The 12,517-nt window shown below is 71.6% G+C and carries 12 protein-coding genes and 1 tRNA gene; 4 read left to right on the plus strand and 9 right to left on the minus strand.

What is annotated here, in order from left to right:
- A partial coding sequence (locus AC1DP1_RS10595; protein ID WP_477506830.1) for a hypothetical protein occupies positions 1-348 on the minus strand: 348 nt, incomplete at its 3' end.
- Between the two features lie 205 nt (positions 349-553).
- Between AC1DP1_RS10595 and AC1DP1_RS10600 the strand changes: the two genes are divergently transcribed.
- Entirely contained in the window at positions 554-1,066 is a 513-nt protein-coding gene (locus tag AC1DP1_RS10600; protein ID WP_191193831.1) for a peptidylprolyl isomerase, read from the plus strand.
- 40 nt (positions 1,067-1,106) lie between these two features.
- Complete coding sequence (locus tag AC1DP1_RS10605; RefSeq protein ID WP_477506831.1) at positions 1,107-2,051, plus strand: rhomboid family intramembrane serine protease; 945 nt, start codon at positions 1,107-1,109, stop codon at positions 2,049-2,051.
- Positions 2,052-2,353: 302 nt separating this feature from the next.
- On the opposite strand, the gene AC1DP1_RS10610 is transcribed toward AC1DP1_RS10605, so the two are convergent.
- The gene (locus AC1DP1_RS10610; protein ID WP_477506832.1) at positions 2,354-2,806 is read right to left on the minus strand and encodes a cell division protein CrgA; all 453 of its coding nucleotides are present in this window, start codon (positions 2,804-2,806) and stop codon (positions 2,354-2,356) included.
- Between the two features lie 94 nt (positions 2,807-2,900).
- Here AC1DP1_RS10610 and AC1DP1_RS10615 point away from each other — a divergent pair, with 94 nt between their 5' ends.
- On the plus strand, positions 2,901-3,653 hold the full coding sequence (locus AC1DP1_RS10615; RefSeq protein WP_457186296.1) for a DUF881 domain-containing protein: 753 nt from the start codon (positions 2,901-2,903) through the stop codon (positions 3,651-3,653).
- A 22-nt stretch (positions 3,654-3,675) separates the two neighbouring features.
- On the opposite strand, the gene pknB is transcribed toward AC1DP1_RS10615, so the two are convergent.
- From pknB to AC1DP1_RS10650, 7 genes are read right to left on the minus strand one after another with little or no spacing between them, the layout of a single operon-like run.
- Positions 3,676-5,457, minus strand: a complete 1,782-nt coding sequence (gene pknB, locus AC1DP1_RS10620; RefSeq protein ID WP_457186298.1) for a Stk1 family PASTA domain-containing Ser/Thr kinase — start codon at positions 5,455-5,457, stop codon at positions 3,676-3,678.
- Positions 5,454-6,956 (minus strand): serine/threonine protein kinase, encoded by a 1,503-nt coding sequence (locus AC1DP1_RS10625; RefSeq protein WP_477506833.1) that lies wholly within the window; start codon positions 6,954-6,956, stop codon positions 5,454-5,456. Before AC1DP1_RS10625 ends, pknB begins: the two co-directional genes overlap by 4 nt.
- Positions 6,953-8,413, minus strand: a complete 1,461-nt coding sequence (locus tag AC1DP1_RS10630) for a peptidoglycan D,D-transpeptidase FtsI family protein (protein ID WP_477506834.1) — start codon at positions 8,411-8,413, stop codon at positions 6,953-6,955. The genes AC1DP1_RS10625 and AC1DP1_RS10630 overlap by 4 nt, the downstream gene beginning before the upstream one ends.
- Positions 8,410-9,813, minus strand: a complete 1,404-nt coding sequence (locus AC1DP1_RS10635; RefSeq protein WP_477506835.1) for an FtsW/RodA/SpoVE family cell cycle protein — start codon at positions 9,811-9,813, stop codon at positions 8,410-8,412. The genes AC1DP1_RS10630 and AC1DP1_RS10635 overlap by 4 nt, the downstream gene beginning before the upstream one ends.
- 13 nt (positions 9,814-9,826) lie before the next feature.
- Entirely contained in the window at positions 9,827-11,068 is a 1,242-nt protein-coding gene (locus AC1DP1_RS10640; protein WP_477506955.1) for a PP2C family protein-serine/threonine phosphatase, read from the minus strand.
- Positions 11,068-11,550: an FHA domain-containing protein FhaB/FipA gene (locus tag AC1DP1_RS10645; protein ID WP_457186307.1), complete on the minus strand. Its 483-nt coding sequence runs from the start codon at positions 11,548-11,550 to the stop codon at positions 11,068-11,070. Before AC1DP1_RS10645 ends, AC1DP1_RS10640 begins: the two co-directional genes overlap by 1 nt.
- Positions 11,543-12,259 carry an FhaA domain-containing protein gene (locus tag AC1DP1_RS10650; RefSeq protein WP_378546155.1) on the minus strand — a complete coding sequence of 239 codons (717 nt, stop codon included), beginning with the start codon at positions 12,257-12,259 and terminating at the stop codon, positions 11,543-11,545. Before AC1DP1_RS10650 ends, AC1DP1_RS10645 begins: the two co-directional genes overlap by 8 nt.
- A 165-nt stretch (positions 12,260-12,424) precedes the next feature.
- Here AC1DP1_RS10650 and AC1DP1_RS10655 point away from each other — a divergent pair.
- Positions 12,425-12,507, plus strand: a tRNA-Leu gene (locus tag AC1DP1_RS10655).
- The last annotated feature ends 10 nt before the right edge of the window (positions 12,508-12,517 follow it).

Genomic DNA, 12,517 nt, shown 5'->3' on the forward strand with positions numbered 1-12,517 from the left:
GCCCTCGGCGGCCCGCTCGGAGGCGAGCGCGGCGGCAACGGCTGCCTTGTCGGCGGCGGTGGCGCGGGCCTCCGCCAGCAGCGGGGCGGCCTTCTCGCGCGCCTCGGCGCCCTTGACGGCGGCGAGCGCAGCTCCGGCAGCGGCCGCCTCGGTGGCGCGGGTGCGCCCCTCCTCGAGCAGCGGCTGGGCCTTGTCACGCGCGTCGGTCAGCGCGGGTCCGGCCTTCTCCACCGCCTGCTCCCACGCCGACTCCAGCTGGGGGACGACGGTGTCGGTGACGGTCTCCGAGAGCTGCTCCACGTAGTCGTGCGCGCGGTCCATCAGGGACTTCTTGCGGCCGAAAGGCATGCGTGACCTCCTCAGTCAGTGTGGCTCCATCTCACCACGCCCACCCTGACGCGACCAGCCCCGCCCGGGTGGGCCGGACGGACGACGTCGCGCGAGCGCCCTGCCTGGCTCGCGGGTGGGCGCGGCGTGGCAGGATCGAGGCGCACGGCAGCCGTGCCGCGCCACTTTCGACGTACGACAGACCGACAGCTGAGAGGCACATCCCATGGCCGACCCCAAGGCGACCTTCAAGACCAACCGGGGCGACATCGTCGTCAACCTGTTCCCCAACCACGCTCCCGAGACCGTCGAGAACTTCGTCGGCCTCGCCGAGGGCACCAAGGACTACCGCGACGACGCGGGCCGCTCGGGCGAGAAGTACTACGACGGCCTCGGCTTCCACCGCGTCATCGACGGCTTCATGATCCAGGGCGGTTGCCCCCTCGGCACCGGCACCGGCGGCCCGGGCTACACCTTCAAGGACGAGATCCACCCCGAGCTCGTCTTCGACAAGCCCTACCTGCTCGCGATGGCCAACGCCGGCCCGGGCACCAACGGCTCGCAGTTCTTCATCACCGTCGGCGCCACCCCGTGGCTCAACCGCAAGCACACGATCTTCGGCGAGGTGGCCGACCAGGCCAGCCGCGACGTGGTCGACGCGATCGCCACCAGCCCGACCGGCGCGATGGACCGCCCGCAGGAGCCGGTGGTCTTCGAGTCCGTCACCATCGAGCGCTGACCCACCCCGGTCCGCACACCGACCCGCGACGCGATCCACCTTGACCCAGCCACCTGACGGGCCGCCCGCGGACCAGACCGCGGCCGGGGTGCCCACCTGCTACCGGCACCCCGACCGCGAGACCTGGATCCGCTGCCAGCGCTGCGACAAGCCGATCTGCCCCGACTGCATGCGCGACGCCGCGGTGGGCTTCCAGTGCCCCGACTGCGTCAAGGAGGCCAGCAAGGGGTCGCGCCAGAACCGCGCCATGTACGGCGGCGAGCGCAGCGCCGACCCGCGGCTGACGACGTTCGTCCTCATCGGCATCAACGCGGTGGTGTGGCTGGCGATCACCATCACGGGTGGTCGCACCTCGTGGCTGACCCACCTGCTGGCGCTGCGACCCGTCGGGGTGTGCGACCCGGCCAACGGCTCCCTCTACGACATCGAGAAGCAGGTCTGCGAGGCGTCCGGCGCGACCTTCCAGGCCGGCTTCTCCGACGGGGCCTGGTGGCAGCTGGTGACAGCGGCGTTCACCCACGTCGAGATCTGGCACCTCGCGATGAACATGTTCGCGCTGTTCCTCTTCGGCCCCGCGCTCGAAGGCATCGTGGGCCGGGTGCGCTTCCTGGCCATCTATCTCATCAGCGCCGTCGCCGGATCGGTGATGGTGGTGTGGTTCAGCTACGACTTCACCTCCACCGTCGGTGCCTCCGGAGCGATCTTCGGCCTGCTGGGCGCCCTGCTGGTCCTGGCCAGCAAGGCTCGGCTCAACTCGCAGTGGCTCGTGCAGAACCTCGTCCTCGGCGTCGTCATCACCGTGGTGGGCTGGCGCTACATCTCCTGGCAGGGCCACCTCGGCGGCCTCCTCGGCGGAGCGCTGGCCGCGGCGATCATCGCCTACGCCCCGGCGTCCCGGCGCGCGCTCGTGCAGTGGGTCGGCCTGGGCCTCCTGCTGGCCGTGCTCCTCGGGCTCGCCCTCGTGCAGGACGTCGCCCTCTCCTGACGCCTGCCCGGCAGGCTCACCGGCCCCCGCCCCTCGTCGTACGACGGGGAGGCGGGGGCCGTGTCGTTGCGAGGGGGACCGGCCGCCGGGCGTCGTGCTCGATATCCCCAGCTGTGCACACAGGTGTGGATAACTACAGGCGTGTAATTCTCCACAGACGTTGTCCACAGTGGGGATATCTCCCGGGCCCGAAATCGACTCGAGCGGTGAGAGAGACGCCTTCCCTTCCCCAGGAAGGCGCCTCACTCACCGCTCGAGGCGCGAGTGCCGTGGTGACCCGGATCACCGGGCCGAGGGAGAACCTACTCCCACTTGGTCGCGAAGCTGAACCCGACCGCCATGAAGGCGATGCCGACGACGAGGTTCCACTGGCCGAGGTCGTTGAAGATCGGCAGCTTGGAGAGGTCGTCGGAGAAGATGTAGAAGGTGCAGATCCACACCAGGCCGATGAGGAAGCAGCCCAGCATGCCGACCACGACGCCGCGGCCGCGGCCGAGGGGCGTGGAAGGGTGGGCGGAGACCATCAGGCCGACCAGCAGGAGCCCGAAGCCGATGAGGTAGTTCCAGTCACCGAGGTCGGCGATGACCTTGGGCGTGCCCTCGACCGGCGGGAAGGCGAGCGGGTTGCCGCGGGCCTGGACGTAGTAGAAGACCAGCCAGCCGATGCCGGCGAGGATGAGCACCAGGGCGATCACGAACCTCGGGGTGAAGAGCGAGGTCTTCTCCGGGGAGGTGATCGTGGGGGACTTCGACACTGCTGCTCCTGGGGCTGGTCTGTCAGGGTCCCGGCGCGCTCGCAGCACCGGTCACGGGCGGTACGGTGCCCGACGGGGGGTTAGCGTAGTCGTCATGCGGTCACCGTCCCACTCGTCCCCCGGGCGTCGTCGCCTGTGGCGGGTGGCGACGCCGGTCATGATCCTGCTCATCGGGGGCCTGTTCGCGGTCAGCGCGGAGCAGAGCGACGGCTTCGACCTCCGCGGTGGACGGCTCACCGACCTCGCCTCCGTGGTCCGCGCCGAGCGCGACGAGGCGGCGCAGCTCACCGCGCAGGCCGGCTCGCTCAACGCCGAGGTGGAGGCACTCAGCACGCAGCTCGGCGACCGGTCGGTCAAGCGGGCGCAGGACGAGATCGCCACCCTCGTCGACCCCGCGGGGCTGACCGAGAAGACCGGACAGGCCGTGAAGGTCTCCCTCGACGACGCCTCCGAGGAGTCCCGGCTGGCCTACGACGGCGACCCCAACGACCTGGTGGTGCACCAGCAGGACATCCAGGCCGTCGCCAATGCCATGTGGAACGCCGGCGCCGAGGCGGTCACCATCCAGGGGCAGCGGCTGATCTCCACGACCGGCATCAAGTGCGAGGGCAACCAGGTCACCCTCCACGGCATCCCCTACTCGCCGCCCTACGTGATCGTCGGCATCGGCGACCCGGCCAAGATGGAGGCCGAGCTCACCACCGACCCCATCCTCGCGACCTACCGCGACTACACCCTCGTGCCGGGTGGCGGCGTCTCGTGGGACATGGCGCGCCTCGACTCGGCGGTCGCGCCGCCCTACGAGGGCCTGCTCGACCTCACCTACGCGACGCCGATCCCGGAGTAGTCCCCCGCGCCGACCACCGCGATCACGCCGGCGGGGTCTCCGTGGGCGTCTCGGTCGGCGTCTCGGTGGGTGTCTCCGTGGGCGTCTCGGTCGGCGTCTCGGTGGGTGTCTCGGTCGGCGTCTCGACCGGCTCCTCGTAGGCGGAGACGAAGATCGTCACGGTGCTGCCCTGGTCGGCGGTGCCGCCGGCCGGGATCTGGTCGACGACCGTGCCCTTGGGCTCGGTGGAGGCGGCGTCGGTGCGTACGTCCGGGGTGAAGCCCGCGTCGCGGATGGCCCGCTCGGCCTGGCCCTGCTTCAGCCCGCGGACGTCGGGGATCTTCTCGGGGCCGTCGGAGAACACGATCGTGATCGTGGTGCCCTCCTCGACCGACGTGCCGGCGGGCGGGTCGGTGCTGAGGACCTGGAAGCGCGGCTCGTCGGAGTCCTCCTCCTGGAAGCGCACCTTGAGGTCCTGGGCGAGCATCGCGGCCCGCGCCTCCTTGCGCAGCGTGCCGACGACGAAGGGGACCTCGACCTCGGGCTTGCCCAGGGAGAGCACGAAGTCGACCGAGCTGCCGGGGTCGGCGAAGACGTCGCGGTTGGGGTCCTGCTCGATGACCGTGTCGGGGGCCACCGTCTCGGAGGTCTCCCTGGTGATCCGGCCGACCTGGAAGCCGGCATCGGCGATCTGGAGGCGGGCCTCGTCCTCGGTGAGGCCGACGACGTTGGGCACCGGGGAACGCTCGGGCGCGTCGTCGAAGAGCATCCCGTTGAGGACGTACGCACCGCCCGCGAGCAGGGCCACGACCAGGATCCCGGCGAGGACCCACCACCCGGCGCGGCTGCGCGACGGCTCGTCGCGCTGGGGCGGCGGCGAGGCGGCCATGGTCGAGGTGGCGTCGCCCGGCGGGACCGGCGGGACGTACTGCGTCTCCGCCGGCGGCAGGACGGCGGGCGCCTGGATCGGGTGGCCGGCGAGGTAGCGCTCGATGTCGGCCTTCATCGCGGCAGCGCTCTGGTAGCGGTCCTCGACGCGCTTGGCCAGCGACTTCATCACGATCGCGTCGATCTCGGGGTCGAGCTGGTCGTCGAGGTCGGACGGCGGGGCCGCCTGCTCACGCACGTGCTGGTAGGCGACCGCGACGGGGCTGTCGCCGACGAACGGCGGCCGGCCGGTGAGGAGCTCGTAGAGCATGCACCCGGTCGAGTAGACGTCGGAGCGTGAGTCCACCGTCTCGCCGCGCGCCTGCTCGGGGGAGAGGTACTGCGCGGTGCCGACCACGGCCGCGGTCTGCGTCATCGTGGAGGAGGCGTCCGAGATCGCGCGGGCGATGCCGAAGTCCATCACCTTCACGTCGCCCGACGGCGTGAGCATCACGTTGCCGGGCTTGATGTCGCGGTGGATGATCCCGGCGCGGTGGCTGTAGTCGAGGGCCGACAGCACGCCGGCGGTGATCTCGAGCGCCCGCTCGGGAAGGATCTTGCGTCCCTCGCGCAGGATGTCGCGCAGCGTGCGCCCCTCGACGCACTCCATCACGATGTAGGGCTGGGCGACCCCGGACCCGTCGGTGGCCATCTCCTCGCCCGTGTCGTAGGTCGAGACGATCGAGGGGTGGTTGAGGGACGCGGACGACTGCGCCTCGCGGCGGAACCGGGCCTGGAAGGTGGCGTCGCTGGCGAGGTCGGTGCGCAGCCGCTTGACCGCGACCGTGCGGCCGAGGCGCTGGTCCTTGCCCTTCCGGACCTCGGCCATGCCACCTCGGCCGAGGAGCTCGCCGAGCTCGTAGCGGCCGCCGATGAGCGTCGGCTCCGGCTGCGTCATCCCTGGTCGTTCCCTTCGTCGTCTTGTCGCTGGCTCGGCGGGGTCTTGCCCCAGAAGCTGACCGTCACCTGGTCGCCGTCCTGGAGCGCGCCGCTCGGCTCGACCGAGTCCACGATGCCGTCCGGCTGGTCGCCGGGGTTGTCCAGCTCCACGGCGACCGGCTTGAGGCCGAGGTCGCGCAGCTCCTTCTCGACGTCCTTGCGGTCGCGCCCGACGTAGGCCGCGGGGTCGACCTCGACCGTGGCCGGCTCGGTCTCGGTGGGCGTCTCGGTGGGCGTCTCCGTCGGGGTCTCGCTGGGAGTCTCCGTCGGTGTGTCCGTGGGGGTCTGGCTGGGTGACTGGCTGGGTGACTGGCTCGGCGAGTTCCCGGGCGACTGCGACTGACCCTGCGAGGGCGTGTTGTCGCCCGTCGAGCCAGTGGGCTCGTCGTCGCGGGAGCCGAGCCAGACGGCCAGCAGCACGGCGACCAGCACGGCCGCGATGCCGAGGAGCAGCGGCCACGGCGTCGTACGACGACGGGCGGGCGCCGGCGCGGGGGCCGGGACCGGGGTCGGGGCGGGTGCGGGAGCAGGTGCGGCCGCCGGCATCACCTCTGTCGTGCTCCCCGTAGGTGCGACGGGCGGGGCGACGACGGTGGCGGCGCCCGCCCCGGTGACCGAGGCGGGGGAACGCAGCGCCCGGGCGAACGCGGCACCGTCGGGGAAGCGCTCCCCGGGCGACTTGGCCATCCCACGGCGTACGACGGCCGCGAGGTCGGCGGGCACCGTGTCGGGCAGGTCGGGCACCGGGTTGCGCAGGTGGGCGATGGCGGTGCCGACCGGGGTGTCGGCGACGAACGGCTTGCGTCCGGCCAGGCACTCGAAGGCCACGACGGCGAGGGAGTAGACGTCGGACGCCGCGGTGGCCGACGTGCCCTCGGCCTGCTCGGGCGAGATGTAGGCGGGCGTGCCCATGACCTCACCGGTCTGCGTCAGCGCCATCCCCTCGGCCGCGCGGGCGATGCCGAAGTCGGTCACCTTGATCCGGCGGTCGGGGGTCACGAGGAGGTTGGCGGGCTTCACGTCGCGGTGCACGATCCCGGCCGCGTGGGCGACGCCGAGGGCGTCGGCCGCCTGGGCGAGCAGCTCCTGGGTGGCGGCCGGGTCGAGCGGGGCCCCCGGTCGCAGCAGGGCGGACAGCGGCTGGCCGTCGACGAGCTCCATGACCAGGTAGGGGCGGTGGGTCGACGACCCGTCGCGGGGTGCGCCCTGTCCATAGTCGAAGACCGCGGCGATGCCGGGGTGGTGGAGCGCGGCGGCGTTGCGCGCCTCGGTCTCGAAGCGGGTGCGGAAGAGCGCGTCGTCGGCGTACTCGGCCTTGAGCACCTTGACTGCCACCGGCCGGTCCAGGACGGTGTCGCGCGCCGACCACACCTCGCCCATGCCGCCGGTGGCGATGCGCGACTCGAGGAGGTAGCGCTGGGCGTCGTCGACGTGTCCGCCCGGGGTCAGCGCCGTCACTGGTTGATCACCGCCTCCATGACCGCCTTGGCGATCGGGCCGCCGAGGCGCCCGCCGCCGATCTCCGAGCGCGAGGTGTCGCTCGACTGCACCAGCACGGCGACAGCCACCTGCGGGTTGTCGGCCGGCGCGAAGGAGACGAACCAGGCGTAGGGCGGCCGGTCGGCCGTGGACTGCGCGGTGCCGGTCTTGCCGGCGACCTGCACGCCCGGGATCTGTGCCGGGGTCGCGGTGCCGGAGTCGACGGTCGCGACCATCATCGTGGTCAGCTCCTCGGCGGTGGTGCTCGAGATCGCCTTGCTGATGCTCTGCGGGTCGGTGCGGTCGAGCACCGACAGGTTGGCCGCGCGCACCTCGTCGACGACGTAGGGGCGCATCACGTCGCCGTCGTTGGCGATCGCGGCGACGACCATCGCCATCTGCAGCGGGGTGGCGGTGACGCTCGACTGGCCGATGCCCGACAGGGCCGTCTGCGGCGGGTCGAGGTCACGCGGGTAGAGCGACTCGGCCTGGCCGCCGAGGTCCTCCAGCGAGGTGTCGTTGAAGCCGAACGCCTCGGCCTGCTCGGCCATCGCGTCGACGCCGAGCTCGTTGGCCAGGCTCATGAAGGTCACGTTGCAGGAGACCTGCAGCGCCTGGGTCAGCGTGATCCGGCGACCGCCGCAGTTGCCGCCGTCGTAGTTGCCGACCGACGTCGTGGACTGCGGCAGCTTGAAGCGGTAGCCGCCGGGGACCTGCGAGTCGGCGTCGTAGTTGCCCGACTCGATCGCGGCCGCGGCGGTGACGAGCTTGAACGTCGATCCCGGCGGCAGCGTGGTGCCGATCGCGCGGTTGATCAGCGGCTCGCGGGGGTCGGCGTTGAGCTCCTTGCTGAGGTCGGCCACGGCGCCGAAGTCGTGCGAGGCGAGCTTGTTCGGGTCGAACGTCGGCGTGGAGGCCATCGCCAGCACGCGCCCGGTCGTCGGCTCGAGCGCGACGACGGCACCCTGCGCATCGCCCGGCAGGGCCTCGAGACCCTCCCACGCGGCGTCCTGCGCGGCGGCGTTGGCCGCCAGCTGGACGTTGCCGCCCTTGGGGTCGCTGTTGCTGAGCATGTCGACGAGGCGGGTGACGAACAGTCGCGAGTCGTCGCCGGCGAGCACGGAGTTCTGGGAGCTCTCCACCCCGGTCTGGCCGTACCAGGAGAAGTAGCCGGTGATCGGGGCGTACTTCATCGGCTGCGGGTAGACGCGCTGGAACTTGTACTTGTCGTCGGACGGCACGCTGCGGGCGACGGCGTCCTTGCCGACGAGGATCGCACCGCGCTCGCGGGAGAAGGTCGCGGTGATGATCCGCCGGTTGCGGGGGTCGTCGGACAGGGTGTCCGCGCGGACGTACATCAGGTAGGTGACGTTGACGAGCAGCGCCATGAAGAGCACGAGGCAGAAGACCGAGACGACGCGGATGGGCTTGTTCATCGCAGCTTCACCACCTGGGTGGTCTCGCTGTCCTCGCCCGCGTCGTCGACCGGGTCGAGGCGGGGGGTGGGCCGGCGGGCCTGGTCGGAGATGCGCAGCAGCAGCGCGACGACGACCCAGTTGGCGACGAGCGAGGAGCCGCCGTAGGAGAGGAACGGGGTGGTCAGGCCCGTGAGCGGGATCAGGCCGGTGACGCCGCCGATGACGACGAAGACCTGGAGCGCGATGATCGTCCCGAGGCCGACGGCCATCAGCTTGCCGAAGCCGTCGCGCGAGATGAGCGCGATGCGCAGCGCCCGCTCCACGATCAGGCCGTAGCAGAGGATCACCGCCATGATCGCGGTCAGGCCGAGCTCCTCGCCGATGGTCGAGAGGATGAAGTCGGAGTAGGCGAACGGCACCCGCTCGGGGAAGCCGTTGCCGAAGCCGCGCCCGATGAGGCCGCCCCAGCCCTGGCCGAACAGCGCCTCGACGAGCTGGTAGCTGCCGGGCGAGTCGTCGTAGTAGTCCATCGGGTGCAGCCAGAAGTTGAAGCGGTTCTGCACGTTGCCGACGAACGTGTACGCCGCCAGCGCGCCGGCCCCAAACAGGAGCCCGCCGACGACGAGCCAGCCGGGCCGCTCGGTGGCGACGTAGAGCATCGCGAGGAAGAGGCCGAAGAACAGCAGCGAGGACCCGAGGTCGTTCTGCAGGACCAGGATCATCATCGACACGCCGAACATCGCCAGGATCGGGCCGAGGTCGCGCCCGCGCGGCAGGTCGACGAAGACGACCCGGCGCCCGGCGAGCGCCAGGGCGTCGCGGTGGAGGACGAGGTAGCCGGCGAACGCGATCACCAGCATCACCTTGGCGACCTCGCCCGGCTGGAAGCTGAAGCCGGCGACGTTGATCCAGATCCGGGCGCCGTTGATCTCGCGACCGACGAGGGGGAGGAAGGGCAGGATCAGCAGCGCGATGCCGAGCAGCCCCGCGGTGTAGGTGAACCGCTGGAGCACCCGGTGGTCGCGCAGCAGGACCAGCGTGACGATGAACAGGACGACGCCGAGCGTCATCCACGTCAGCTGCTGACGCGCGAAGGTGTGCGGGTCGCCCAACGACTCGTAGGTCAGGTCGAGGCGGCGCAGCACCGCGAGCCCGAGGCCGTTGAGGGCGGCCACGAGGGGCAGCAGCACCGGGTCGGCGTAGGGCGCGACGATGCGCACGGTGATGTGGGCGGCGACGATCAGCCCCGTCAGCCAGCCGCCGTAGCCGAGGATGTCTGCGGGCACGGCTCCCTCGACCCCGAGGCCGACGGCGGCGTAGGCGCCGATGCCGACCGCGAGCGCGAGGATCAGCAGGAACAGCTCCGCGCCCCGGCGGCGCCGGTGCACGAAGCCCATGAGGGTCCCGGTCTGAGTCATCGCAGTCGGCCCGTCAGTCGACTTCCTGGCGCGCGGCGTAGTTGTCCACGGTCAGCCGCGCGTCCTCCAGGTCGTCGGACTCGATGCCCTCGCGGACCTGCTCGGCGTCGATGTCGCTGAGCCGGGTGAGCTCGACGTCGGTGACCTCGTAGGGGTGGGAGAGAGATACGCCGGGCAGGCTGGCGTCGATGCCGCGGAAGATCGCGACCTTGCCGTCGTCCTCGGCGACGTAGAACTGCTGCTGGCTCCACGACCAGCCGGCGGCCAGCACGACCCAGCCCAGGCCGAGCAGCACGGCGGCCACCAGCAGCCGGCGCAGCCAGGCGTGACGACCGGGGTCGCGGGGCGCGTAGCGCGCGGCCTCGGGGTCGATCGGGTCGGCGACGTAGGCGCCCTCGGGGACGTCGTCCGGGACGGGCGGGATCTCGCCGGTGTCACCCGAGCGGTGGCCACGGAACAGCCCGCCGACCGCGCCGCCGAGCGGAAGGCGCCGGGGCAGGTCGGCGGCCGCGCCGACGAGGAGGGGGGTGAGGTCCTCGGGCGGCGCCTCCTCGGAGACGTCGGCGACGAGGCAGGTGACGTTGTCGGTGCTGCCGGCCTCGAGGCTCGCGCGGACGAGCTCCACCGCGGCGAAGTCGGGGGTTCCGGTGCCGAGGATCTCGGCCATCCGGTCGTGGGTGAGCGTGCCGCACGCGCCGTCGCTGCAGAGGAACACGCGGTCGCCCGGCTCGGCGGGGAACTCGAAGAGGTCGGGCTCCTCGTGGCGGATGCCGTCGAGCGCCTTGAGGATGAGGTTGCGGTGCGGGTGGGTCCGCGACTGCTCCTCGGTGATCCGGCCCTCGTCGATGAGCGACTGGACGAACGTGTGGTCGTGGGTGAGCTGGCGCAGCTCGCCGCGGCGGTAGAGGTAGGCGCGGCTGTCGCCGATGTGACCGACCCCGAAGCGGGTGCCGTCGAACAGCGCGACGGTGGCGGTGGTGGAGGTGCCGTTGAGGGCAGGGTCCTCCTCGACCAGCTCGGCGATCCGGTCGTCTGCACGGTGCACGGCACCGGCCACCTGGCCGAGGATGTCGTCGTCCGGCTCCTGGTCGAGCTTGCGCAGCGCCTGCACGGCGGTGCTCGAGGCGAGGTCGCCACGGACCGCGCCGCCGACGCCGTCGCAGACCGTCAGCAGCCACGGACCGGCGTAGCCGCTGTCCTGGTTCTCGCGGCGCACCCGGCCGACGTCGGAGATCGCGGAGTAGTGGAGGTACATCACTTCCGCAGCTCCAGGATCGTCTTGCCGACGCGGACCTGGACACCGAGGCCGATGGTGGTGGGCTGGGTGATGCGGACGGGACCGACGTAGGTGCCGTTGGTCGAGCCGAGGTCCTCGACGAACCACTCGTCGCCGCTCACCGCGACGCGCGCGTGGCGGGTGGAGACGTAGTCGTCGTCGAGCTTGATCGCCGCGTCGCTGCCGCGGCCGATGAGGAGCGGGGCGTCGGCGAGCTCGGCACGGGTGCCGGGGTTCTCACCCTCGACGACGAGGAGATGGGTGGGCGCACCGCGGCGCGGCTTCCTGCTGGCCTTCGCGGCCTTGCCCTTGCGGGCAGGAGCGGGCGCGCCGTTGCGCGCCGTCTCGGGGACCCGCGCGCCGAACATGTCGGAGCGGATCACCGAGATCGCGGACAGCACGAAGATCCAGAGGATGGCCAGGAACGCCATGCGGATCAGGAAGAGGGTCAGCTCAGACATTCCAGCCCCCGGCCTCGTCGCGTCCGCCGTCGATGCGGACCGTCATCTCGGTGTGTCCGATCCGGATCGTCGACCCGTCGCGCAGGCGGGCGCGAGCCACCTTCGACCCGTCGACGAGGATCCCGTTGGTCGAACCGAGGTCGACCGCCTCGACGCCGTCGATGCTCACCTCGAGCTCGAGGTGGCGCCGGCTCACGCCGGGGTCGTTGATCCGCAGGTCGGCCTCGGTGCCCCGGCCGACCACCAGGCCGGGCGGGCGCAGCGGGTGGCGGGTGCCGTTGACCTCGAGGGTGGCGTGGGAGGAGCGGGTGCGGGTCCGCTGGTCGTTGTCGGTGACGCTCGCCTGCGCCTTGGACCTGATCCGGAAGCGGCCGGTGGTCAGGTCGTCGGCGGACTCGAAGGCGATGCTGATGGGCCCCGTGAAGACGTAGCCCTGCGCGTCGGCGTGGTCCTGCAGCTGGTCGACGAGGTCCTGCTCGAGCGCGCGGCCGAGGCCGACGATGCGCTCGAGGTCGGTGGCGGACAGCTCGACGTGGAAGTCGTTGGGCACCAGTCGGCGCTGCCGGCTCAGCACCTGCGCGTTGTTGTCGCACTCGCGCTGCAGCGCGGCGGCGATCTCGACGGGCTGCACGGCACTGCGGAAGGCCCGCGCGAAGACGCCGGAGATCACGGTCTCGAGCCGCTGCTCGAAGCGCTGCAAGGGGTTCATCGTCAGGCCTCCTCTCGTCGAACCGTCGTGGTGGGCAGGCATCAACGACCGCCCGACCGGTGCGGCCGAGCGTACCGGCCGGGTGCTGCTCCGCCACGGTGGCGCCCCGGCGTCCGGCCGATTGGGAGGGCCTGTCGGGGGTGGGGTAGCCTGAGCCCGCTTCTTGCGCGAGTGGCGGAACGGCAGACGCGCTGCGTTCAGGTCGCAGTGTCCGAAAGGGCGTGGGGGTTCAAATCCCCCCTCGCGCACACAGCGATC

Source organism: Nocardioides sp. P4_G10 (genome assembly GCF_056401175.1).